Here is a 22,427-nt window from a genome sequence, read left to right as displayed (position 1 = left end):
CCATGTCCCAGCTCCACACCCCGCAGGGCGGCGCCGACCACGCCGACGACCTGGACGTCGTCGCGCTGCTGATGCGCCAGCACGGCGACATCCGCAACCTCTTCGACGAGGTCGAGCGGACGCAGGGCGAGGAACGCCGCGAGGCCTTCCGGCACCTGGTGCGTCTGCTGGCCGTCCACGAGACCGCCGAGGAGGAGGTCGTCCACCCCTTCGCCCGGCGGTCGATGCCGGGCGGTCAGCAGATCGTGGAGGACCGCCTCGCCGAGGAGAGGGCGGCCAAGGAGACCCTGGCCGCCCTGGACGAGATGGACACCGACGACCCCGAGTTCCTGCCGCGGCTGCGGGCGCTGCGCACCGAGGTGCAGGAGCACGCCCGCAAGGAGGAGCGCTACGAGTTCTCGTACATCCGCCGCAGCACCGATGTCACCGACCTCGCCGCCATGGCCAAGGCCGTGAAGGCCGCGGAGGCCATGGCCCCGACGCGGCCGCACCCCGGTGTCGAGTCCGGCGCGGCCAACCTGGCCCTCGGACCCGTCGCCGCCCTCATGGACCGCACCAAGGACGCCGTCCGCAAGGCCATGGGCAAGGGCTGAGACACCGCCCGCCCGATGCCGAGAGGCTCACCTGCGGGAGCACCCCTGCTGTTCGGTGTTCCCGCAGGTGAATCCGGGCGGCGCGGGTACCCGGTGCTCCGCGGACAGCTCAGCCGGCCCCGGCCCGCGCGTCCGCGTCCGGCAGCGAAGGGAGTGGGCGGTGGCAGGCAAGCGTCGGCGGACGGAGCGGGACCGGGCGGCGCGCCTGCGGGCGACCGCCGCCGAGGTCTTCGGCTGGGACACCCTGCTGCCCGAGCAGCTCACCGCCATGGAATGGGTACTCCAGGGCGAGGACACACTCGTCGTCATGCCGACCGGGTCCGGCAAGTCCGCCGTGTACCAGGTCCCCGCGCTGATGCTGTCCGGGCCGGTCGTGGTCGTGTCGCCCTTGCTGGCCCTCCAGCGCGACCAGATCGCCGGGCTGCCCGACGGTGACCGTGCCCCGCGTGCGGTCGCCGTCAACTCCGACCTGGGCGCGGCGGACACGGAGGCCGCCTGGGAGGCCGTACGCCACGGCGAGGCCCGCCTCCTGTACCTGGCGCCCGAGCAGCTCGCCAAGGACGAGGTGGTGGAGCGCCTGGCCGACACCGGCCCCGCCCTGTTCGTGGTGGACGAGGCCCAGTGCGTGTCCTCCTGGGGCCATGACTTCCGCCCCGACTACCTGCGCCTGGAACAGGCGGTACGCCGGATCGGCAGACCGCCGCTCCTGGCCCTCACCGCGACGGCCGCGCCGCCGGTGCGCAGGGAGATCGCGGAGCGACTGGGCATGCGCGATCCACAGGTGATGGTGACCGGTTTCGACCGGCCGAACATCAGGCTGGAGGTCCGCCGCTTCCAGGACGACGACGACCGGCGCCGCGCCGTCGTCGAGGGGGCTGCCGCCCAGGCCAAGCCGGGCATCGTCTACGCCGCGACCCGCAAGGACACCGAGTACTACGCCGGGGAGCTGGCCTCCCTGGGCCTGTCCGCCGAGGCCTACCACGCGGGACTGCGGGCCGCCGAGCGCGCCCGGATCCACGACGCCTTCCTCGCCGGCTCGGCGGACGTCGTGGTGGCCACCTCGGCCTTCGGGATGGGCATCGACAAGGAGGACGTACGGTTCGTGCTGCACGCGGCGCTGCCCGGCTCCCTCGACGCCTACTACCAGGAGATCGGCCGCTGCGGCAGGGACGGGCACCCGGCCCTCGCCGTCCTGCACTACCGCCCGCAGGACACCGGGATGCAGACCTTCTTCGCCGCCCGCGCACCCGGCCGCGACACCCTCTCCGAGGTGGCCGACGCCGTCCACGACCACCGCGAGGACCCCGCCGATCTGGACGAACTGCGCCAGGACACGGGCCTGTCCAGAAACCGGGTCACCGCCGCGGTCAACCTCCTGGAGGAGGCCGACGCCGTCGCCACGGGGGAGGAGGGCGAGGTGCGCCCCGCCCCGGGCGTGCCGCCCGGGCAGGCGGTGGAGCGGGCCGCGCGGACGGCGCGGGCGCATCGGGAGACGGAGCGCTCGCGGGTCGAGATGGCCCGCGCGTACGCCGAGACGACCGGCTGCCGACGGCACTTCCTGCTCGGCTACTTCGGCGAGGAGTACGAGGGGCCGTGCGGGAACTGCGACCTCTGCGACGAGGAGGGCGCCGAGCACGAGGGCCGGGAGCGGCCCGCCCACCCCGCGGCTGCCGCGTTTCCCGTCGGGTCCGAGGTGCGGCACGAGCGGTGGGGGGAGGGCACGGTGCTGAGCGAGGACGGGGACCGCATCACCGTCCTGTTCGACCAGGCCGGCTACCGCACGCTGGCCTTGGACGCGGTGGCCGGACGCGACGACCTGCTCACGGTGGTGCGCGGGCCCCGCCACGACGGGCCGGCCGCCTGACCCCCCGTTTCGTACCGACGGGCCGGGTAACTCGCCGCACGACAGCCGACAGCCACGTCCCGAGCGGAGACCTTGTGATGAAACGCGCGTCGTGGATCCTGCCCCTGGCCGGTGCCGCGGTCGTCGGTGTGCGCAGGGCCGGGCCGGGGCTGTCCGGCGACAAGTTCCCGCTCGGCGCGGTGGTCGACAAGGGGCTCACGGGGCGCGGCGCGCAGATGCGCGGCCAGCGGTACATCCCCATGCTCCCGGAGCGCATGGCGGCCGGAGAGCTGACGACCGCGCACCTGGCCACCCCCACCCTCCCGCGGGAGCAGGCACCCAAGGCCTACGGCATGTTCAAGCACAAGACCGACGGCTGCGTGCGGGCCGTCATCCGCCCGACGTCATGACCCGGCAGCCCACCCGCGTCCCCCAGCGGACCGCCCGGACGACCGCCCGGACGAGAGCGGCCTACGCGCTCGCCCGGCGCGTCGCCCGGCGCAGGGCGGCACCGGCGCTGCACCCCGCCGGGGTGACGTGCACCGGAACGCTGGAGGTGCCCGGCGACGGAGGATGGCGGGTCCCCTGGCTGGACCGGCCGGGCACCTATGCCGTGACCGTGCGCTGGTCGCGTGCGCTGGGCCTGCCCGGGCGGCTGCCGGACGGCCTGGGCCTCGCCCTGCGGGTCGAGAACGCCGACGGCGCCGGTGCGCCGCTCGACCTGCTGCTCACCTCCAGCCGCGCGGGCCGCCTGGGCCGGCACCTCCCGCTGCTCCGGCACGACGCCCTGACCGGTCCCTACTCGACGCTGGTCGCCTACCGGACCGGGCACCGCGCCCGCGTCCTGGCGGCCTTCCCCGTGCGCGGCGGCCACGGGCCGGTGGGTGTCTCCCTGCCCGACCTGCGGCAGGCGCTGGCCCGCGCACCGCTCCGCTTCGACCTGCGGGCGGCCGCCCCCGGAGAACCCTGGCGCTCCTTCGCGACCCTCACCCTCACCACCGCGCCGCACCCCCTGCCGGAGAGCGGCACGGTGTCGTACGACCCGTACCTGCACTGCCTCCCCGAACTGCGTCCCACGGCCTGGCTGAGCCGGTTGCGCGAGGCCGCCTACCGCGGCTCCCGCGAAGGACGCCAAGGGCGGCAGCCCGAGTGACCGAGCGCGATGAGTGACCAGCGTGGCCAGGGGTACTCCGTGCACCCGGAGGAACCGGGAGACGAGCGGTGGACGGGGCGGCCTCCCACCCCGCCCGGACGGGACGGCCATGACCGGGATCACGGACGACACCACCGACGGCGCGGTCGGCATCCGCCTCATCGGCAACGCGACCGTCCTGCTCCGCTACGGCGGGCTCACCCTGCTCACCGACCCCAATTTCCTGCACCGCGGACAGTACGCCTACCTCGGCTACGGGCTCCTGAGCCGCCGCCTGACCGAACCGGCCCTGGACATCGGGGACTTGCCCCGCCTGGACGGGATCGTCCTCTCGCACCTGCACGGCGACCACTGGGACCGCCGGGCCCGCAGGCACCTGGACCACTCGGTGCCGGTGCTGACCACACCGCACGCCGCCCGCCGGCTCCGGGTCGCACACCGCTTTCCCCGCACCGCGGGGCTGCGCACCTGGCACGGGCTCACGCTCCAGCGCGGCGCCGCCCGGGTGCGGGTCACCGCGCTGCCCGGCCGCCACGCGGGGCACGCGCTGCTGCGCGGCCTGCTGCCGCCGGTGATGGGCAGCATGCTGGAGTTCGGCCCCGCCGGGGGGCCGGTCCGGCTGCGGCTGTACATCTCGGGCGACACGCTGGTGTACGACGGCCTGGACGAGATCGCCCGCCGCTTCCCGGCCGCCGACCTGGCCGTACTGCACCTGGGCGGCACGCGCCTTCCGGGTGGCTTTGTGGTGACCATGGACGGCGCCCAGGGCGCGGAACTGGCCCGGCGCCTCGGCCCCCGCAGGGTCCTGCCGGTGCACTACGGCGACTACACGGTGATGCGCTCGCCGCTGTCCGCGTTCCTCGGCGAGATCGACGCGCTCGGACTCGGCGACCGTCTCGTCCACTGCGGGCACGGCGGGCGGGCGTGGATCAGCCCCGCCCCCGGAGCGGCCCCGACGGTCGTCGACCCCTCGCCCTGAGACCACCGGCCGGCGGACGGCCGGCAGGTCGGCTGCCCGGAGGACGCCACCGGCCCCCGCTCCGTGGAACCGGCCCGCCCGGACGGGCCACCCGTTCTGGCGTATGGAAGCACCCATGGGGCACTCGCCGAGCGGTGCGGAGTGCCGTGCGGTGCTTGAGTGGCACATCCGACGGGTGTGGAAGACGGGTGCGAAAGGGGCCGACATGCGTGTGCGTGATTCCGTGGTCGTGATCACCGGTGCCTCCAGCGGCATCGGACGGGCCACCGCCCTCGCCTTCGCCCGCAAGGGCTGCGCCGTGGTGCTGGCGGCGCGCCGGGCCGACGCGCTGGAGGCGGTCCGGCGCGAGTGCGAGAGCCACCGTCGCGCGGAGGCTCTCGCCGTACCGACCGACGTGACGGACGCCGCCGCAGTGGACGACCTCGCCCGGCGCGCGGTGGAGCGCTTCGGCCGCGTCGACGTATGGGTCAACGCGGCCGCCGTGACCGTCTTCGGCCCGTTCGAGCAGGTGCCCCTGGAGGACTTCCGCAAGGTCCTGGACGTCAACGTCATGGGGTACGTGCACGGCGCCCGCGCCGCCCTGAGGCTGATGCGCGAGCAGGGCCGGGGCACGCTCGTGAACGTCTCCTCCATCGTCGGAGTCGTGAGCCAGCCGTACACCCACGCCTACGGCATGTCCAAGCACGCCGTCCGGGCGCTGAGCGCGAGCCTGCGCCAGGAACTGCGGCTGGAGAAGGCGAAGCACGTCCATGTGTGCACGGTGCTGCCCGCCACCGTCGACACCCCGCTGTTCCAGCACGCCGCGAACTACACGGGACGCAGGCCGCGGGCCATGCCCCCGGTCCACAGCCCGGAGCGGGTCGCGAGGACGATCGTGGACCTGGCACGGGCGCCCCGGCGGGAGGTCGTGGTGGGACCGACGGGCCGGTCCCTGGTCATCCAGTCCCGGATGTCGCCGGGGCTCGCGGAGCGGATGATGGCCCGGCAGGTCGACCGTACGCACCTGTCCCGCGAGGAGCCCGCTCCGGCCGGCCCCGGCAACCTGCACGTCCCCGCGGCCGGCGAGGGCGCCGTGCACGGCGGCTGGGACGGACGCCGCCGCACCGGGCTGCGCCGACTCACCGCCGCCACCGTGCTCGCGCTCGCGGCGGCGGGTGCCGCACGGCGGGTCCGCACGCCTTGAGCGGCTGGGACGCGCACGAGTTCACGGCCGCCGCGGGCACCCGGGTCCACGCAGCCGTGCTGGGGCCGCCCGATGCCCCCGAGGTGGTGTGCGTCCACGGTCTCGGCTGCTCCTACCGCTACTGGCTGCCGTTCGCCCGGGCCCTCGCCCCCCACGCCCGGACCGTCGCGGTGGACCTCCCCGGGTTCGGCCGGACCCCCGGCCCGGCGCGGGCGCTGGACATCCGCGGATTGTCGAGCGCGTTGGCCGACTGGCTGCGGGCCACCGGACGGCACCCGGCTCTCCTGGTCGGCAACTCGCTCGGCTGTCAGGTCGTCGTCGACCTGGCCGTCCACGCGCCCGAACTCGTCGGCCCCGCCGTCCTCAACGGCCCGACGTTCGACCGCGCCGCCCGGTCCACCCCGATCCAGGTGGCGCGGCTGCTGCGTGACGCCCGCCGGGAGCGCCCGTCGCTCGCGCCGGCCCTGCTGGCCAGCTACCTGGACTGCGGCGTACGCCGTGCCTGGCGCACCTACCGGTACGGGCTGCACGACCCCGTCGAACGGAAACTCCACCACCTGCGCACCCCGGTCGTCGTGGCGCGCGGAACCCGTGACCCCATCGTGCCCCGCGCCTGGGCCGAGGAAGTCGCGGCCCTGCTCCCGGACGGCCGCTCGGCCTCGGTGCCCGGTGCCGGGCACGCGCTGAACCACGGGGCGCCGAGGGAGCTGGCGCGCATCACCAGGACGCTGCTGCCGGCGGCCGGGCTCCGCTACGAGGCGGAGCGGACACGGGAGGAGCGGGAGCAGGGCAGCGTCGGCCCGACGCGGACCCGCCGCACCCCGTCCGAGTAGTGCACCAGCGGCTCGCCCGCGGGGGCGTGGAGGCCCACCTCGGTGGTCAGGGTCTCTTCCAGTGCGTCGATCGTCGCGTCCGCCAGCGGCCAGGGCTCGTGCTCGACCGGCGTCTCCCAGAGCAGGCCGAGCCGCCGGGTGTACGCCCGCCAGCGCGAGGTCAGCCAGATGTCCCGCGCCGCCGGGCGGAGGGAGGCGCCGGGACGGACGAGCAGGCGGTAGGACGGACCGCCGCCGAGCCGTGACCCCTCGTAGCGGACGGCGTCGCCTGCCGTGGAGGCTCGCAGGATGCCGGGGTGGTACGGAACACCGACGGCCTGAGCCGCCAGCATCAGCGGGCAGGCCACCTCGATGGTCAGGAACCACAGTCCGTCCCGCCCGTCACGGTCCCGGACGTAGGTCCGCAGATTGGTCTCCGCGAACGGGGGAAGACCCGGCACCACCGCCGGCACCAGGGCAGGACGTACGCCCGTCATGACGAAGGGGGTGAGACCCACCCAGGCCGCATCCTCGTACTCGTCCACGACGAGCCCCTCGGGCAGCAGTGCCTGGACGACGTCCGGCGGGTACCGCCAGTGGACGAACGTCTGCCGCACCCAGCCGGCCCGCAGCACCGGGACACCCACGCGCTGCTCCGCCTCCTGCTGTACCACGCTCGCCGAGTCCCCCGCCATGACCAGCGGAAACGGTCATGGAGAACCCCGCCCTCCACGCGGTTCACGCGGGGAGGGCGGGGCGGTCACAGCCTGGTTCCGGCAGGGGGAAGGCGGCTCCTACTTCTCGCAGGCGTCCTTCCGGATCCCCGCCTCTTCCATCGCCTCGCGCATGGAGCGGCCGGTGGCGCCGGGCTGCCGTGACTCCCGGCCGGTGTCCTTCGACTCCACGACCTTGTCCGTCGCGGTCGTCTTCGGACGGTTCTCCTCGGGCACGGTCACCGTGCTTCCTCCTTGGTCTGTCGGGTTCGTGCGAGGGCCGGTCGGTGTCGGCGCGGCGCCGTTCGTTCAGGCCGTCACCTCATCCGGTTCGACCCGGCTGAGCGCGGTGCACGCGCCGCGGCACTGGCGGCCAGCCCCAGCAGCAGGGCGATGATGCCGACGATGACGTTGTTGACGATGCTCCTGGTGGTGCTGACGTCACCGGCGACGACCCAGGGGGCGACGATGGTCCACGCGCCCAGGGCACAGGCGGCCCACGCCATGCTGTGGGTGCGCTCGTAGGCACGGCCGAAGCCACCGCTCATCAGCAGCGCGTACGCGATGCCGACGATCAGGTTGGTGACGGCCAGCGTGGAGAGGCCGCTGAAGCCGGCGATCCACGGCGATGCCGCCAGGTAGAGACCCGTCAGGAGCGCCATGGTCTCGACGGCCTGTGCTTTCGGAGTGGTCGCCGCGCGCTCGGCCATCTCGTGGCGCGCACGCATGTCGATGAGGTCCGGGTGGGTCTCCATGGACGAGTGGGGAGAGGTTGTCATTCCTGTCACCTCCGAGGCGCAAGGTCCCCGAGCCCTGGCCGGGTACCCACCCTGCGCGCTCCGACCACTCCCCGGCCGAACCCAGAACGCGCGCATTCCGATCGTGCGCGGCGAAAGCTGTGCGTCGATCAGGCGGCGGCCCGTGGCTCACACACCAGCCGGTCGAGCGACCGCAGGGCCCCGGTTCCGCCGCACGCGGCGGTGAGGTGCCGCGCTCACGCCGCGCCGGGTCCCCTGCCGTGCGGACTACGGACGACAACGGTGTCACGGTGGACGGGGCGCCCGGTGCGACCTCCCGGCGGGCAGGAGGGCGAGGGCGGACATCGGGCGCCCCGCCGCGGCCGTCAGCCGGTGTGTACCTTCAGGGCCGTGCGGACGGCGGATTCGAGGGCGCCCTCGATCCAGGCCGGCTTGATGGAGGTGTGGTCGCCCGCGAAGTGCAGCGGCCCTTCCGAGGTCGGGATGTCGGGGAACAGCTCCGTGTGCTGGCCGGGGAACAGCACCGACGCCTCACCGTAGGCGTAGTGGTCACGCATCCACGACTGCGTCTTGCACTTGGTGGTGAAGAAGACCTCACAGCGGCGGCCGAACACGGCCTGCACTCCGGCGAGCGCCCGCAGATACCGCTCCTCGTCGGCGTACGCGTCCCACTTGAGGGCGTCGTCGGCCCAGCTGTAGGAGGCGAGCATGATCCCTCCGTCGCTGCCCTCCATCGGATGGGCGTGCTCGAAGTACATGAAGCGGTTGGCGTTGTCGCTCACCGAGCCGCCACCACGGACGTGGGCCGCTTCCGGGTCGTCACCGGCGGCGGGCCGGAAGGCGGCGAAACAGCTCTTGTACGCGTCGGGGACCGTGACCCCCAGGTCCTTCACGGACTTGTGCGCGCCGAGATACCTGCCGTCGTCGACCCGGCCCGCCCGGTACTTCTCGTACAGGCCGTCCTCGATGGAGTTCAGTGCCTGCTTCCACTGCTTCTCGGTGAACTCCCACCACCGCTGGGAGAACTCCAGCAGCACCTTCGTCGCGGCGTCGTAGTGCAGTTCCGTGATGGCCCGGCGCTTGCCGTAGCCCAGCGGAGGGTCGAAGGCCACATGGCGCAGCCCGGAGAAGGGAACCGTGATGATCGCCTCGTCGCCCTCGAAGACCTCCGTGACACCGCCGTGCCCGGTCTGGCAGTCCTCGGAGACCGTGTGCACCCTGACCTTGCCACCGCCGCGTTCGATGCGTACGGCGCGCCTGTCGAGCCGCACCTTGCTCTTCACGGGTGCGTACAGCGCGTCGACGAACGACGCGGTGCCGCCCTTGATCTCCCAGAATCTGGTCTTCGGGTCGATCAGCGCGCTCGACAGGAAGCTGTGCAGGAAGGACAGATGCAGGCGTGAGGTCAGGTTCTGGATGGTGCCGATCAGGTCGATGGTCCTGGTGTCCAGCTCGGCGACCTCGGTGAGGTACCGGTACATGGACCAGTGGCCGTACCTCTTCAGCACCTCCACCCACCCGTTGACGAGGGCCGTCCCCTCCTTGCCCCGGATGAGCCGGTGCGCGGGTTCGAGGGCGTCCGCGAGGATGGCGGAAGCGGTCTTCGTGCGGTGGGGGCCGGTGATGCCGAAGGTGTCGTTGACCTTCTCCGGGTTCTTCTCGTAGTCGGCCCGGCGCACATGGACGCCGTTGACGTGGATCCAGGTCCGGTTGGCGCGCTGCGTGGGGTTCTCGACCTCCACGTCCACCAGCAGGAACTCCTGGCGCGGCAGGTCGAATTTCCTCAGCAGCGTCATGAGCAGCGGATGGCTCTCGGGCAGCCGCATCGCCCCGCCCTCCGCGTACTGCCTGGGGTCGGCGAAGGGCTGCACCCCGTTCTCGTGACCGCCCTTGCGGAACGTCTTGATGCGTCCGCCGACACGGTTGCCGTTGGCCTCGATCACGACGACATCGTGGCCCGCCCGGTTGAGCAGGTCGGCGGCGAGCAGCCCCGCCGGCCCGGCCCCCACGACCAGGACCCGCTTCGTCCCCTTCCCCCGGCTGGGCGGCAGCCCGTGCTCGACGACGTTCACGTACGCGGGGGTGAGGGGCTTGTCGTGCTGGTCGTGGACGACGATGGCGCGCGCGACCGTGGTGTACGCCTCGCTGCCCACACCGGGTGGTGACGCGGCCGGTGCGATCGAGGGCGCGGTGCCAGGGCTGAGGGCGGTCGCGGGAGCGGCGGAGGCGGCGGTGAGTCCGGCGGCCAGCGCGGAGGCACCGGCGGCGGTGACCAGGGTGCGGCGTGAGGGGAGCGGGCTGTCGAGCGACGTATCCGAAGTGTGCTGCTCATCGCTCGTGGCGTCATATGGGCTCATGGCGCACCACTCTTGGGGGACGAGCCGTACCCGGGAGCCGCCTTCACACAGACGAGAGTTCCAAACCACTCGACCGGCGGTTGTCGTGACCGCGCTTCTTGACGTCCGGAACGGGACCGGCGGGTGCCGCGTCGGTACCGGGGCGGGGTGACGCGGTCGCGGACCCCGCCGTCATGGGCTGCCTCGCCGAGCACGGCCCGCCGGGCTGGACCGGGCCACGTCCGTCCTGATCCCGGCCCAGGTGGCCTTGTCCGCCCGGACCCTGGCCCAGGTGGCCGTGTCCCCCGCGTCCGAGGCGCCCGGGGTCCGAGAGGAGGACCCGGACCCCGCGTTGCCGCCGGAGCTGGACCTGGACGCTCGCGCCGGCCGGGCGCCGGAGGAGAGACGCGTTCTCGGGACCGTGGGGATCAGGGCTGCACCGGCATGGTGGGGCAGTTGGACCCGGTGGGCTTGCCGGCGAGGCGGTCGGTCAGCCAGGACACCGCGTCGCCCTGGTCGGTGATCAGCGGGGCGATATGGTTGGTGAGGATCTTGTCGCCGAGGTCGGGCAGGATGACGGGCTTGTAGGTGACGTCACCGCCTCTGCGGCACCAGTCCACCGCCAGCCGGCGGGACTGGGCATGGGGGACGATGTCGTCCTGGACGCCGGTGGCCAGCCGGACCGGACCCGTGGGGGTGAGTGCGCCGAGGCGCTGTTTGTCGAGCACCGCCTGGGCGCGGGGCTCGCCCGCGATGACCTCGGCGAGGGACTTCCCGCTCGACGTCCACTTCGTGCTCTTGGTGAAGCCGTAGGCGAGGATCGCGTCTCCCACGCAGGTGGTCTCGATGTCCTTGAGCGCGGCCCGGCCCGTCGCGTTGACGTTGGCCTCCATGACCTCGCGCAGGTCGGGTTCGGCCTGCGCGAACCCGTTGATCGACCAGCCCAGGGCGCCGGCCAGCGCGCTGCCGTCGATGCCCTTCATGACCTCCGTCAGGTCGGCGGGCGGCGCGCCGCTGTAGGTGCCGGCGAGAGGTACGTCGGGGGCGTAGGTGCGCTGGAGTTCGGCCGCGGCGGCACTGGCGCCGCCGCCCTGGCTGTAGCCGTACATGCCGACCCGGGAGCCGGCCGTGACCGACGCGCCCGGCACGGAGCGCGCCGCGCGTGCCGCGTCCAGCATGGCGTGTCCCTGGTCCAGCCGGTTGACGTAGGTGTGCAGCCGGTCGGTCGCGCCGAGGCCGACGTAGTCCGTGACGACGACGGCCGCGCCGGTGGCGAGGAGGCGGTAGACCGCCAGGATCTCGTAGCCCACGGAGAGGGTCTGCCCGTTGAGGAGCAGCGGGTGCTGGAGGGAGAACGACGGCGCGCACTGGTCGCCCTGGCCCATGGTGCCCGAGCCCACCACGACCAGGGGGCGGGGGCCGTCGCCCCGCCACGCCGCGGACGGCTCGATGTAGGCGCCGGTGACGGCGACCCGCTCGCCGTTGGAGTCGGTGGACGTGTACATCAGGCGGGTGGCCGTGCCGGGCAGCGGGCGGCCGTCGAGACCGGGCAGGGCGAGGCTCAGCGGCAGTGGCTCGTGCCGGATCAACGTGCCGTTGCCGGTGGGGAGTTGGGCGGGCGGGGTGTAGAAGGCGGGGATGGTGATGCCGCGGGACACCACCGGGTCGCTCGCGGCGGCGGGCGGGGCGGACACGCAGACACAGGCTGTGGTGACGACGGCGGTCGTCAGCACGGTGCCGATACGGCTCACGGTTCACTCCTCGCTCGGTGGCAGGTGAGTGAACCGGAAACTAGCACTGCTCATTTACCCGCGGTAACGCCTGTGCAAGTTACGGGCTGGTAACTATTGGGCGGGGGCGCGCGGTCGCCGTGCGCAGGCAGAGGCGGGCCCCGCCGGTCGCCCGGCAGGGCCCGCTCGCTGCGTGCCGCCCGGTCAGGCCGTGTGCAGTGTCAGCCCGTAGCGGTTGAGGATCTCGTTGACCGGCTGGAACCAGGTCTCACCCCCGCCGGAGCAGTTGCCCCAGCCGCCGGAGGTGACGCCCTGCGCCTGGTCGCCGCTGATGAACGACCCGCCGGAGTCGCCCGGTTCGGCGCACACGCTCGTCTTCGTCATCTGGCGCACCGCGCCCTGGCTGTAGTTGACGGTCTCGTTCTTCGCCAGTACGGCCCCGCAGTGCCAGTGGGTCGTCGAGCCGGAGCGGCAGACGGAGGCGCCGATCGGAGCCTCGGCCGAGCCGCGCACCAGCCGGTCCGGGACGGTTCCCCAGCCGAGCACGACGGGCACCGTCCACCAGCCGCTGCCCACGTTGACCCACGCGTAGTCGTTCTCCGGGAACGAGGAGCCCTGGAACGTGCCGATGTGGGAGCCGTCCCAGCCCCTGACTCCGGCGCCGGTCCCGCCGCAGTGCCCGGCGGTGACGAAGCCGCCGTGGACCGAGAAGCCGATCGAGCAGCGGACGTTCCCGGTGTAGTAGGGGTCGCCGCCCACGGTGCCCGCCGCGAAGGTCCGTGCGGCGGCCCGCACGGTGCGCACGGTGACCGGACCGGCCTTCCGGGCCTCGGTGACGAACCGGCGGACGCCGGAGTCGGCCCGCTGGTCGCGGACGACGTTCACCACCACGGTGTTGGCTGCCGGGTCGACCGACCAACTGCTCACACCGGCAGGGGCGTTCAGGCGGTCGATGCGCGATTTGACCGCGTCGAGCAGGCGCGCGCTGTGCTCGACGACGCGGACGTCCGCACCGGAGGCGCGCAGGGCACGGACCGTCGAGTCGCCGGCGTCCGAGGTGACCGCGACGATCAGCTTCCCGCTCTCCGCCTCGAACCACGCGCCACCGTACGCGGCCCCGGCGGTCTCGCGGGCCTCGGGCACCAGCTCGGTGGCGCGGCGCTCGGCGGCGAGCCGCGCCTCGGCCTCGGCGCGGGAGAGCCCGAAGTCCCGCTGCATGGCCCGCAGCAGGCCGGGGGAGGCCGAGGCGGACCCGGTTGAGGCCGCTGAGGCGGCTGGGGAGGGGGCGTCGCTCGCCGAGGCGGGCAGGGCGCCGGCCGCGGACCAGCTGCCGATCAGCAGGAGCGCGGCCACGCAGGCTTGCGCGAATCTGTTGCGTGTCATGGAAGTCGCTGCCCTTCGTCGTTCCCGTGGGGTGGGGGTGGAACAACCGCAGTCTGAGAGCGCTCTCATGTGATGCGGCCAGAGCCTAGCGAGGGATGGCTATCAGGTCCATGCCAATGCGCGAACTGCCTGGGCTGGGGGCTGTGCTGTTGCCCGTTGGGGGAGGACGAGGAGGGGCATGGCTGTTCCGCCGCAGCGGCTGCCCAGGCGGTGGGCACGCCGAGCGTCAGCCCGGTCGCGCTCCCGCCCGCGCCCTCGGTGCTCGCGGCCCGCTCGGCGAGGGCGCGGTGCACCGTCCGGGACGCGCCCGGCGCTTTGGAGTCAAGCACCGCGGCACCCTCGCGGACGCGGTGCCCTGCGCCCCCTCGTCCGTCTCCCGGCAGCCCTCCCGGCTGGAGGCCGAAGTCGGCGTCCAGCTCCTCGAACCGGTCGGACGGCGGGTACGGCCGACCGAGCAGGCCGGGATCACTCCCCGACCTCGTCCGGGACGGACGGCCGTCGGCCGTGCTCCTGCGGCAGCTACCCGCGGGCCAGGGCTTTCGCCCGTGTCTTCACCGTCGTACGGAGCGGCCGCGGCAGGCATCACGTCGTCCGCGCGTGCCCGTGCCGCGACGCCCTCCTTGACTCCGTCACCCCGCGGGTGCGCCGCCCTCCGGGGATGTGACGTCTCTCGCACGGACGTACGAGCGGAGTCCGCGTCAGGAAAAATCTGTTATCCCGGGCCCACCGGCCGATCTCCCATGCAGCGGACAGCAACGTCCGGCGTCGAAGACGAGGAAGCTTGCCATGAGTACAGAGCGCACGAGGGAGTCGGCGGCACTGGTGACCGCTGCGCAGAGCGGTGACCCGGCGGCCCAGGACGCCCTGATCAGTGCCCACCTCCCGCTGGTCTACAACGTCGTGGGGCGTGCCTTGAACGGCTCCGTCGACGTGGACGACGTCGTGCAGGACACCATGCTGCGAGCACTCGACGCGCTGGGCGGTCTGCGCGCCCCCGAGAACTTCCGCTCCTGGCTCGTGGCCATCGCGATGAATCAGGTCCGGGCGCACTGGCACGGCCGGCGGTCGGCCCCGGGCGCCGTCGAGGAGGCAGAGGATCTCGCCGACCCCGGGGCCGACTTCGTCGACCTGACCATCGTGCAGCTGCAGCTGTCCGGTCAGCGCCAGGAGACCGCGCGGGCGACCCGCTGGCTGGAGCCCGACGATCGAGGGCTGCTGTCGCTCTGGTGGCTGGAGTGCGCCGGTGAGCTGACGCGCTCCGAGGTGGCCGCCGCTCTGGAGCTCTCGCCCCGGCACACGGCGGTGCGGGTGCAGCGGATGAAGGCACAGCTGGAGGCGGCCAGAGTGGTCGTCCGCGCGCTCGACGCGCGCCCGCGATGTGCGGAACTGACGGGAGTCCTGGCCACCTGGGACGGCCGCCCCTCGGCGCTGTGGCGCAAGCGAATAGCCCGGCACGCGCGTGGTTGCGCGCTCTGCTCCGGCCTGTGGAGCGGGCTGATGCCGGCGGAGGGCCTGCTGGCCGGGCTGGCCCTGGTCGCGGCGGCGCCCGCGCTGTGGGAGAGGCTGCTTCCCCCCTCCGGCGGGATGGCCGCGGTCGGCTCGGCGTCCCCGCCGGCCGCCTCTCCCGGCCATGGCCGCTCGGCCCAAGGCGCCGGACACCGCGCGGCGCCGGGCCGGACTGCCTCCCGCAGCCAGGTGCGTCGGCGACGGCGCGTCCGGCGGCGCGCCGTCGCCGGTGCCGTGGTGGTGTCCGGTGTAGTGGGCGGCGGTCTGTGGTACTTCGGCACGGACTCCGGGACCGGTCCGGAGCGGGCGAGCGCCGCGCGTACGGCCGGTGCCCGCGCGGTGGAACGCCCGGACCCCGGCGCCGCCGAGGCCTCCGCGTCGGCCGTCCGGTCTCCGTCAGCGTCTGCGTCTGCGTCTGCGTCGCCGTCCGCGTCACCTTCGAAGGAGGCGGCCCCTTCCAAGAGCCCCGCCGAGAAGACCGCGCCGTCGGCCCGGCCGTCCGCCGCCCGACCGGCTCCGAGCGCGCCCAGCACCTCAGTGACGCGGCAGGCCCCGACGGGAACCGTCGCGCAGGTGGTCGCGCTGGTGAACAAGGAACGGGCGGCCGCCGGCTGCGCTCCGCTCGCGGAGGACCCCGAGCTGAACCGGGCCGCCCAGGGCCACTCGGAGGACATGGCGGCCCGCGACTTCTTCGACCACACCAACCCGGACGGCGCCGATCCCGGACAGCGCACCACCGCCGCGGGGTACGCGTGGTCCACCTACGGGGAGAACATCGCCCGCGGCCAGCAGACTCCGGAAGCGGTGATGGAGTCCTGGATGAACAGTCCCGGTCACCGCGCCAACATCCTCAACTGCTCGTTCGAGGACATCGGCGTGGGCGTCCACGACGGCTCGGGTGGGCCTTGGTGGACCCAGAACTTCGGTGCGGAACAGGGCAGTTGAGGAGGCCGGCGGCGGGGGAGGGGGAGGGGGGTGGCGGGAGGCGCGGCCGCCGAGAGTCCATGACTTCCTGAATTCAGGTTTTCGTGTACTCTCCTGGTGTGCTGACCCTCGCTGACGACATCGACGTGCTGGCCCGGTTCGGCCGCGCGCTCGCCGACCCGATACGCTGCCGCATCCTGCTCGCCCTCCGCCGGGCCCCGGCCTACCCGGCGGACCTCGCCGACGCCCTCGGGGTCTCCCGGACCCGGTTGTCGAACCATCTGGCGTGCCTGCGCGACTGCGGTCTCGTGGTCGCCCTCCCCGACGGTCGTCGTACCCGCTACGAGCTGGCCGACGTACGTCTCGGGCAGGCGCTGGACGACCTGCGGGCGGCCGTGGTCGCCGTCGAGTCCGACCGCACGTGCCCGGACGCCGACGAGGAGGACTGCTGCCGATGACCGCGGACATATCCCTGTCCCCGGGGCCCACCCCGGCCCGGCGTGACGCGCTCGCCCGCCGGATACGGCTGCTGGTCGCCGCGACCATCACGTACAACGTCGTCGAGGCGGCCGTCGCCCTCACCGCCGGCGCTCTCGCCTCCTCCACCGCGCTGATCGGGTTCGGCCTCGACTCGATCATCGAAGTCTCCTCCGCCGCCGCGGTCGCCTGGCAGTTCTCCGCGGGCGATCACCAGGTGCGGGAGGCCCGTGAGAAGACCACCCTGCGGATCATCGCCGTCTCCTTCCTCGCCCTCGCCGCCTATGTCGCCGTCGACGCCGTCCGCGCGCTCGCCGGCACCGGGGAGGCCGAACGCTCCATCCCCGGCATCGTCCTCGCGGCCCTCTCCCTCGCGGTGATGCCGTTCCTGTCCGCCGCCCAGCGCCGTGCCGGACGCGAACTCGGCTCCGCCTCGGCGGTGGCGGACTCCAAGCAGACCCTCCTGTGCACCTATCTGTCCGCCGTGCTGCTGCTCGGCCTGGTCCTCAACGCCACCCTCGGCTGGTCCTGGGCCGACCCGGTCGCCGCCCTCCTCATCGCCGCCGTCGCCCTCAAGGAAGGGCGTGACGCATGGCAGGGCAAGGGCTGCTGCGCAGTGCCCGCGGGGGCGGCGACGCCGTCCACCGCTGCCGAGACCGACTCGTGCGGCTGCTGTTCCGGCTGCGACTGAGGATGTCCCGCCCGCCGGAGACAGCGCCGGCTGCGTCGGACGAGTCACGCACCGCGAGGCGGGCAGAACTCGGCCGAGACGACGTTCTTGCCGCCGCCGACCCAGTCGCCGTTGAAATTCAGGGTGATCATGTGGCGGCCGTCCCTGGTGCCGAAGGCCTGAGTCGTCGAGCCGTGGATACCGCCGGAGTGGCCCCAGACCTTGACCCCGCACGTGGTCTCGTACTCGATGAGGCCGAGACCGTAGCGCTGGCGCGGCAGGTTGCCCTCGGTCGAGAGCGTGGTGGTCATCTGCCGGAGCTGGGCGGGGGGCAGCAGACCGCCGCGGAAGAGGGCGGTGTAGAAGCGGTTGAGATCGGCGGTGTTGCTGATCATCTCGCCCGCCGCACCGGCCCAGGACGGGTTGAGCTCGGTCACGTCGTAGGTCTTGCCCGGGTCCTCGGCGAAGGTGGAGTAGTGCCGGGTGGGCGCGGGGACGTGCGGGTCGGTGCCGGGGAAGCGGGTGGAGCGCATCCCGAGCGGCCGGGTGACGCGCCGTTCGATCTCCTCGGCGTACGGCCTGCCGGTCAGCTTCTCGATGATCAGGCCGAGCAGGAGGTAGTTGGTGTTGGAGTACTTCCAGGAGGTGCCGGGCTCGAACTGGGGCGGGTTCTCCAGGGCGAGGGCGATGACCTGCTGAGGAGTCCAGTCGTCGTAGCGGGTCTCCAGGAATTCGATGCCCATCACCTTCTTCGCGAAGGTGGTGTCGTCGGTGAAGTTGTAGATGCCGCTGGTGTGGTTCAGCAGCTGTCGGACCGTGATCTTCGTGCCGTCGTGGCCGTTGCCCCGCACGAGTCCGGGCAGATAGTGGTCGACCGTGGCATCGAGGTCGGCCTTTCCTTCCGCCTGGAGCTGGAGCATGACGGTCGCCACGAGCGTCTTGGTGACGCTCCCGGCCCGGAACTGGTCGCGGTGGCCGCGCGGCTGCCGGGTGGAGAGGTCGGCGACGCCCGAGGAGCCCCTCCACACCCCGCGGGTGCCGCGCACTTCGGCGACGATTCCGGGCACGCCCGCGGCGACGGCCGTGTCCATGGCGGCCTGGGTGGCGCCGTGCCCGGGCCTCCCCGTGCCGGCCGCCCCGTCGCCCGCCGCGGCCGCCGGGGTGGTCAGCAGGGCCGTACCCGCCGCCGCGATCACGGTCACGCCCACCAGCGCCGTCCGCAGGCGTCTCGACATGTGCACCAGCCTCCCTCGGTACGCGGGAGACACATCGGTGCCGACCGCTCCTGACGAACCACCAACATCCCTGGGCAATCGATCATATGGCGCACATGCGGAAATACGACCGGGGTGTGGAAGGTCAGTCGGAAGACGGATCGCGATCCCCGGCGGCATTCCGAGGGGGCGTCGACGGTTCCGCGCCGGCGGTCAGGGCGGCCAGGTAGTCGTCCAGCAGTTCGACCTGCCGTCGGGGTGGGAACGTCACCGGGTCGAACAGTGACTGGACCACCAGGCCGAGAATGAACGACTGGGCGCCGGCCGCGATCCGCGCGGGGTCGCCCTGGGGCAGTTCGCCGAGTTCCTGGGCCGCGGCCACCCGCTCGCTCAGCCTGTCCCGGCTCCGGGCGTACTTGCGCGCGTACTCGGCGCTCAGGCCGGGGGCGGACAGCGCGGTGTCCCACGAGGAGACCCAGATGCGATTGCTGTCGGTGGCCTCGGGGGTCAGCGGCAGGATGTCCAGGAGTGCGTTCCGCAGGGCGGCCACGCCTTTGCCCGCGTGGCGGCGGGGGCGGGAGGCGGTGCGCTGTTCCAGCAGGTCGAGGGCGTATGCCACGAGGGCCTGCTTGGTGGGGAAGTAATGCGTGAGCAGGCCGGTGGTCGCGCCGAGTTCGGCGGCGACGGCGCGCAGGGTCAGACCGGCGAAGCCGCGCGTGGCCATCACCTGCCAGACCGCTTCCGAGACGTCGCGCCGACGGGCCTCGTGATCTCCCTTGGAGCGTGGCATGCCGCCAGGGTACATTGCCGTAACGCTTGTTATGTGAATGGAGAGGCCCTATGTTCTCGCTGCCACTGCGCGACGGCGCCCGCCTCGGTCCGCTGGAGGTCTGGCATGCCGAGGAGTTCGCCGAGCACCTGGACCGGGCCCGTGAGCACATACGGCCATGGGTCGGGCCCGCGTTCGTCACCGACGACCTGGACGGGGCGCGGGCCACGCTCCGGCGCTATGCCGAACGCCAGGCCGGCGACGGCGCCCGCCTCTACGGCATCTGGCGGGGCGGGGTGCTGGCCGGCGGCGTGATGTTCACCCACCTCGACGCCGCCGCCGGATCCTGTGAGATCGGCTGCTGGCTGGAGCCGTCCGCCGAAGGCCACGGCCTGGTCACCCGCGCGTGCGGCGCGCTGCTCGACTGGGCGTTCACATCCCGGGGCCTGCACCGCGCCGAATGGCATTGCCGGGCCGACAACGACCGCAGCGCGGCGGTGGCCAGGCGGCTCGGCATGACGCTGGAGGGCGTACGACGCGAGGCATGGCCGTACGAGGGCGTGCGCCACGACACGCAGCTCTGGGCGGTCCTCGCTCCCGAATGGCACGCCCAGGCGGAGAAGAGCCACCTGTGAACGGTGGCCTGTACGCCCTGACGGTGGTGATCTGGGGTTCGACCTGGCTGGCGATCAAAGGGCAGCTGGGGGAGGTCCATCCGACCGCTTCGATCGCCTACCGGTTCGCGCTCGCCGCCGCGGTGACTCTGGCGTGGGCCGTCCTGCGCGGCCACCCCCTGCGCTATCCGCCGCGCGTCCACGCCTGGTTCGCCGCCATGGGCGCGCTGATGTTCTCCACCAACTTCGTCTGCTTCTACTTCGCCGAGCAGCATCTCACCACCGGACTTGTCTCCCTCATCTTCGCCATGTCGCTGCTGGTGAACACGGTGTTCGCGCGCCTGTTCCTCCACCGCGCCGTCGCGCGACGGGTCCTCGCGGGCGGTGCGGTGGGACTGCTCGGCATCGGCACCGTGTTCTGGCCCGAACTCAGCGGCCTGGACCTCTCCTCGGGGACAGGCCGGGGCATCGCTCTCTCGCTCCTGGGCACCGTGGTGTTCTGCCTGGGCAACGTGCTCTCCGGCAGAACCCAGGCCGCGGGTGTCCCGGTGATCCCGAGCACGGGGTACGCGATGGCGTACGGGCCACTGCTGATGGCGCCGTTCGCCGTGATCCTGCAGGACGGGCCCGCCTTCGAGCCCACCCTGCGGTACACGGGCTCACTGCTCTACCTCGCCGTCGTCGGTTCCGTGATCGGCTTCGGTGCCTACCTCACCCTGCTCGGACGCATCGGCGGCGAGCGCGCGGCGTACGCCACCCTGCTCTTCCCCGTCGTCGCCCTGCTGCTCTCCACCGTCTTCGAAGGCTTCCGCTGGACCGGACGCGACCTGGTGGGCGTGCTGCTGATCCTGGCGGGCAACGCGGTGGTCCTGACCGGCCCGGCCCGGCCCGGCTCAGCAGGCGGTCGAGGAACGGCGTGCCGAAGGTCCTGTGGGGGTCGCAGCGGTCGAGGACGGCGACCGCTACGACCCGGCCCTGACCGCCGCCCGCCCGATGACTGCCGGGCACGCGGCGGGTGATCACCGCGCGATCGGCCCAGGCCGCGTCGTCCGTGGACAGTGAAGCAGCGCCCGGGACGGCTCCCAGAGGCCCGAGCGCAGCCCGCCGGCCACCAGGTGGGTGAGCACCTCACCGCGACGATCCGGCCGACGAGGCGCGCCAGGGGTCCGGAGACGCTGTCGGAGAACGGGTAGTTGTACGGTTCGGTGACGGCGCGGGAGGACAGCGGCCGGGTGGGCGTGACGCTCCAGACCTTGAGCCACGGCTTGTCGGTGAAGGCGAACCAGATCGCCTCGGCCCCGCCCGCCGCGGTCCAGGAAGTCGGCGAAGGGGCGGCCACCGCGCGCATCGCACCCGCCGGGCCGGGGACACGAACGTAACGACCGGAGCCCCGCGGTCATTTCACGCCAGCGGTTGTAGCAAGCTCCAGTCGTCGGCCGAGTCCTGGATTCGGTGAAATATGTGCTGACGCGGCCCTGACAGTCGAGAATTTCCGTGGCACGCTGCCACACGCACGTCTATCCGCACCGCTCTTCGTACCCCCACCCTGCCCGGACACCCACGTCAGGGCACGGCAGAAGGAGACATGCGTGAGACGCCATCGCACCGCCCCGGGCATCCTGCTGGCTCTGGCAGCCCTGTTCACGGGCGGCCTCGTCCAGGCCGGGTCGGCCAACGCGGCAGCCCCCGACACCGGTTCGGCCACCTCGGGACGCTCTCTACCGGCCCGCACCATCCCACTCGCCGAGCAGCACAAGACCCGTACCTTCTGGACTGCCGAGCGCATGCGCGGCGCCACCCCCCTCGATCTCCTGCTGACCCCGCAGGCCGCCCAGCGGCTGAAGGCCCCGAGGGCCGCCGAGGGACGGACGACGACCGTCGAACCCACGGCCGCCCCCGCTTCCTTCCCGCAGGCCGGCGGTGCGTGGACCGGTGGCGGCGCGGTCGTGAAGACGTCGGGCCGGGTGTTCTTCACGTTCCAGGGCCGTACCGCCTCCTGCTCCGGCAACGCCGTGACCAGCCAGAACGCCAGCACGGTCATCACCGCCGGGCACTGCGTCAAGTACCAGGGCAGCTGGCACACCAACTGGGTGTTCGTGCCCGCCTACGACAACGGCAGCGCGCCGTACGGCCAGTGGACCGCGACCAAGACGCTCACCACCCCGCAGTGGGAGGCGAGCGAGGACATCAACTTCGACATCGGCGCCGCGGTCGTCGCCCCGCTGAACGGCCAGACGCTCACCTCGGTCGTCGGCGCGCAGGGCATCCAGTTCAACGGCGGCTACAACAAGCCCATGTACGCCTTCGGCTTCCCGGCCGCCTCGCCGTACGACGGTTCCAAACTCATCTACTGCAGCGGCAACAGCTCGAAGGACTTCCTCTTCTCCCAGGACCACAGCCTCGCCTGCAACATGACCGGCGGCTCCAGCGGTGGCCCCTGGTTCACCGGCTTCAGCGAGTCGACGGGCGCGGGCCTGCAGGTCTCCGTGAACAGCTTCGGCTACACGTTCCTGCCGAACCGCATGTTCGGCCCGTACTTCGGCAACGACGCGAAGGCCCTGTACGACAAGGCCCAGACCTCGTAGGAGCCGCTGACCGGAGTACGCACACGAACACCGACCCGGGCGTGGAGCCGGCCCGGGTCGGCGCCTGTTCCGGTACGGGCTCACCGGATCCCCAGCGGTCCGACGAAGGCTCCGGGTTCCGGGCCCGGGCTCAGGGCCGGCCTCCCGTGCGGCGTGCTGCGCCGACTGGGGGTGTGCGAGGCTGG

General features: G+C 72.8%; 21 protein-coding genes and 3 pseudogenes. 14 read left to right on the top strand and 10 right to left on the bottom strand.

Going from position 1 to position 22,427, the window contains the following annotated elements:
* The first annotated feature begins 2 nt into the window (after window positions 1–2).
* The 7 genes from VE614_RS24900 to VE614_RS24870 all read left to right on the top strand — a co-directional run bounded on the left by VE614_RS24900 (window position 3) and on the right by VE614_RS24870 (window position 6,584).
* Window positions 3–593 (top strand): hemerythrin domain-containing protein, encoded by a 591-nt coding sequence (locus VE614_RS24900; protein ID WP_324941312.1) that lies wholly within the window; start codon window positions 3–5, stop codon window positions 591–593.
* 160 nt (window positions 594–753) lie between these two features.
* Window positions 754–2,457 (top strand): RecQ family ATP-dependent DNA helicase, encoded by a 1,704-nt coding sequence (locus VE614_RS24895; protein ID WP_324941310.1) that lies wholly within the window; start codon window positions 754–756, stop codon window positions 2,455–2,457.
* Between the two features lie 77 nt (window positions 2,458–2,534).
* Window positions 2,535–2,846, top strand: coding sequence for a hypothetical protein (locus VE614_RS24890; RefSeq protein ID WP_324941307.1), 312 nt, complete (start codon window positions 2,535–2,537; stop codon window positions 2,844–2,846).
* A complete protein-coding gene (locus VE614_RS24885; RefSeq protein ID WP_324941303.1) occupies window positions 2,843–3,589 on the top strand; it encodes a phosphodiesterase in 747 nt (248 codons plus the stop codon). Before VE614_RS24890 ends, VE614_RS24885 begins: the two co-directional genes overlap by 4 nt.
* Window positions 3,590–3,698: 109 nt before the next feature.
* The gene (locus tag VE614_RS24880; RefSeq protein ID WP_324941300.1) at window positions 3,699–4,568 is read left to right on the top strand and encodes an MBL fold metallo-hydrolase; all 870 of its coding nucleotides are present in this window, start codon (window positions 3,699–3,701) and stop codon (window positions 4,566–4,568) included.
* Between the two features lie 205 nt (window positions 4,569–4,773).
* Window positions 4,774–5,751 (top strand): SDR family oxidoreductase, encoded by a 978-nt coding sequence (locus VE614_RS24875; protein WP_324941297.1) that lies wholly within the window; start codon window positions 4,774–4,776, stop codon window positions 5,749–5,751.
* Window positions 5,748–6,584 carry an alpha/beta hydrolase gene (locus VE614_RS24870; protein ID WP_324941295.1) on the top strand — a complete coding sequence of 279 codons (837 nt, stop codon included), beginning with the start codon at window positions 5,748–5,750 and terminating at the stop codon, window positions 6,582–6,584. Before VE614_RS24875 ends, VE614_RS24870 begins: the two co-directional genes overlap by 4 nt.
* Here VE614_RS24870 and VE614_RS24865 read toward each other — a convergent pair.
* From VE614_RS24865 to VE614_RS24840, 6 genes are all read right to left on the bottom strand, one after another.
* Window positions 6,503–7,237: a DUF2071 domain-containing protein gene (locus VE614_RS24865; RefSeq protein WP_324941292.1), complete on the bottom strand. Its 735-nt coding sequence runs from the start codon at window positions 7,235–7,237 to the stop codon at window positions 6,503–6,505. The two genes, VE614_RS24870 and VE614_RS24865, sit on opposite strands and share 82 nt — an antisense overlap.
* A 120-nt stretch (window positions 7,238–7,357) precedes the next feature.
* Complete coding sequence (locus VE614_RS24860) at window positions 7,358–7,519, bottom strand: hypothetical protein (protein ID WP_324941289.1); 162 nt, start codon at window positions 7,517–7,519, stop codon at window positions 7,358–7,360.
* A gap of 74 nt (window positions 7,520–7,593) precedes the next feature.
* A complete protein-coding gene (locus VE614_RS24855; RefSeq protein WP_324941286.1) occupies window positions 7,594–8,055 on the bottom strand; it encodes an SPW repeat protein in 462 nt (153 codons plus the stop codon).
* A 344-nt stretch (window positions 8,056–8,399) separates the two neighbouring features.
* A complete protein-coding gene (locus tag VE614_RS24850) occupies window positions 8,400–10,391 on the bottom strand; it encodes a flavin monoamine oxidase family protein (protein ID WP_324941283.1) in 1,992 nt (663 codons plus the stop codon).
* A gap of 407 nt (window positions 10,392–10,798) precedes the next feature.
* On the bottom strand, window positions 10,799–12,121 hold the full coding sequence (locus VE614_RS24845; protein WP_324941280.1) for a lipase family protein: 1,323 nt from the start codon (window positions 12,119–12,121) through the stop codon (window positions 10,799–10,801).
* A 183-nt stretch (window positions 12,122–12,304) separates the two neighbouring features.
* Complete coding sequence (locus tag VE614_RS24840) at window positions 12,305–13,483, bottom strand: S1 family peptidase (protein ID WP_324941277.1); 1,179 nt, start codon at window positions 13,481–13,483, stop codon at window positions 12,305–12,307.
* Between the two features lie 95 nt (window positions 13,484–13,578).
* Between VE614_RS24840 and VE614_RS33805 the strand changes: the two genes are divergently transcribed.
* The 4 genes from VE614_RS33805 (at window position 13,579) to VE614_RS24820 (ending at window position 17,081) form a co-directional block, all read left to right on the top strand.
* Complete coding sequence (locus VE614_RS33805) at window positions 13,579–14,328, top strand: helix-turn-helix domain-containing protein (RefSeq protein ID WP_414719641.1); 750 nt, start codon at window positions 13,579–13,581, stop codon at window positions 14,326–14,328.
* Window positions 14,270–15,934 carry a sigma-70 family RNA polymerase sigma factor gene (locus VE614_RS24830; protein WP_324941274.1) on the top strand — a complete coding sequence of 555 codons (1,665 nt, stop codon included), beginning with the start codon at window positions 14,270–14,272 and terminating at the stop codon, window positions 15,932–15,934. Before VE614_RS33805 ends, VE614_RS24830 begins: the two co-directional genes overlap by 59 nt.
* A 98-nt stretch (window positions 15,935–16,032) precedes the next feature.
* Window positions 16,033–16,371 (top strand): metalloregulator ArsR/SmtB family transcription factor, encoded by a 339-nt coding sequence (locus tag VE614_RS24825; protein WP_324941271.1) that lies wholly within the window; start codon window positions 16,033–16,035, stop codon window positions 16,369–16,371.
* Window positions 16,368–17,081 carry a cation transporter gene (locus VE614_RS24820; RefSeq protein ID WP_324941268.1) on the top strand — a complete coding sequence of 238 codons (714 nt, stop codon included), beginning with the start codon at window positions 16,368–16,370 and terminating at the stop codon, window positions 17,079–17,081. Before VE614_RS24825 ends, VE614_RS24820 begins: the two co-directional genes overlap by 4 nt.
* A 44-nt stretch (window positions 17,082–17,125) precedes the next feature.
* Here the strand turns inward: VE614_RS24820 and VE614_RS24815 are convergent, their stop codons facing one another.
* Window positions 17,126–18,295, bottom strand: coding sequence for a serine hydrolase domain-containing protein (locus VE614_RS24815; protein ID WP_324941265.1), 1,170 nt, complete (start codon window positions 18,293–18,295; stop codon window positions 17,126–17,128).
* 124 nt (window positions 18,296–18,419) lie between these two features.
* Window positions 18,420–19,064 carry a TetR/AcrR family transcriptional regulator gene (locus VE614_RS24810; protein WP_324941262.1) on the bottom strand — a complete coding sequence of 215 codons (645 nt, stop codon included), beginning with the start codon at window positions 19,062–19,064 and terminating at the stop codon, window positions 18,420–18,422.
* Between the two features lie 50 nt (window positions 19,065–19,114).
* Here VE614_RS24810 and VE614_RS24805 point away from each other — a divergent pair, with 50 nt between their 5' ends.
* Window positions 19,115–19,678 (top strand): GNAT family protein, encoded by a 564-nt coding sequence (locus tag VE614_RS24805; protein WP_324941259.1) that lies wholly within the window; start codon window positions 19,115–19,117, stop codon window positions 19,676–19,678.
* Window positions 19,588–20,517 (top strand): annotated as a pseudogene (locus VE614_RS24800) (DMT family transporter); the annotation flags it as partial. The gene VE614_RS24805 and the pseudogene VE614_RS24800, both read left to right, overlap by 91 nt.
* 94 nt (window positions 20,518–20,611) lie before the next feature.
* Here the strand turns inward: VE614_RS24800 and VE614_RS24795 are convergent.
* Both VE614_RS24795 and VE614_RS24790 read right to left on the bottom strand, forming a co-directional pair.
* Window positions 20,612–20,665 (bottom strand): annotated as a pseudogene (locus VE614_RS24795) (hypothetical protein); the annotation flags it as partial.
* 175 nt (window positions 20,666–20,840) lie between these two features.
* Window positions 20,841–21,005: pseudogene (locus VE614_RS24790) on the bottom strand (cholesterol oxidase substrate-binding domain-containing protein); the annotation flags it as partial.
* A 241-nt stretch (window positions 21,006–21,246) separates the two neighbouring features.
* On the opposite strand from VE614_RS24790, the gene VE614_RS24785 reads away from it, so the two are divergent.
* Window positions 21,247–22,242, top strand: coding sequence for a peptidase (locus tag VE614_RS24785; RefSeq protein WP_324941257.1), 996 nt, complete (start codon window positions 21,247–21,249; stop codon window positions 22,240–22,242).
* The last annotated feature ends 185 nt before the right edge of the window (window positions 22,243–22,427 follow it).

Origin of the sequence: Streptomyces sp. (assembly GCF_035645055.1) — a bacterium.
GTDB lineage: Bacteria > Actinomycetota > Actinomycetes > Streptomycetales > Streptomycetaceae > Streptomyces.
This window is presented reverse-complemented; position numbering and strand designations above follow the sequence as displayed.

Excerpts from the sequence above, each read along its gene's own strand:
- VE614_RS24855 (WP_324941286.1), bottom strand. The coding sequence starts at position 8,055 with ATGACAACCTCTCCCCACTCGTCCATGGAGACCCACCCGGACCTCATC.
- VE614_RS24900 (WP_324941312.1), top strand. The coding sequence starts at position 3 with ATGTCCCAGCTCCACACCCCGCAGGGCGGCGCCGACCACGCCGACGAC.
- VE614_RS24850 (WP_324941283.1), bottom strand. The coding sequence starts at position 10,391 with ATGAGCCCATATGACGCCACGAGCGATGAGCAGCACACTTCGGATACG.
- VE614_RS24810 (WP_324941262.1), bottom strand. The coding sequence starts at position 19,064 with ATGCCACGCTCCAAGGGAGATCACGAGGCCCGTCGGCGCGACGTCTCG.
- VE614_RS24875 (WP_324941297.1), top strand. The coding sequence starts at position 4,774 with ATGCGTGTGCGTGATTCCGTGGTCGTGATCACCGGTGCCTCCAGCGGC.
- VE614_RS24840 (WP_324941277.1), bottom strand. The coding sequence starts at position 13,483 with ATGACACGCAACAGATTCGCGCAAGCCTGCGTGGCCGCGCTCCTGCTG.
- VE614_RS24820 (WP_324941268.1), top strand. The coding sequence starts at position 16,368 with ATGACCGCGGACATATCCCTGTCCCCGGGGCCCACCCCGGCCCGGCGT.
- VE614_RS24805 (WP_324941259.1), top strand. The coding sequence starts at position 19,115 with ATGTTCTCGCTGCCACTGCGCGACGGCGCCCGCCTCGGTCCGCTGGAG.
- VE614_RS24885 (WP_324941303.1), top strand. The coding sequence starts at position 2,843 with ATGACCCGGCAGCCCACCCGCGTCCCCCAGCGGACCGCCCGGACGACC.
- VE614_RS24815 (WP_324941265.1), bottom strand. The coding sequence starts at position 18,295 with ATGTCGAGACGCCTGCGGACGGCGCTGGTGGGCGTGACCGTGATCGCG.
- VE614_RS24880 (WP_324941300.1), top strand. The coding sequence starts at position 3,699 with ATGACCGGGATCACGGACGACACCACCGACGGCGCGGTCGGCATCCGC.
- VE614_RS24830 (WP_324941274.1), top strand. The coding sequence starts at position 14,270 with ATGAGTACAGAGCGCACGAGGGAGTCGGCGGCACTGGTGACCGCTGCG.
- VE614_RS24890 (WP_324941307.1), top strand. The coding sequence starts at position 2,535 with ATGAAACGCGCGTCGTGGATCCTGCCCCTGGCCGGTGCCGCGGTCGTC.
- VE614_RS33805 (WP_414719641.1), top strand. The coding sequence starts at position 13,579 with ATGGCTATCAGGTCCATGCCAATGCGCGAACTGCCTGGGCTGGGGGCT.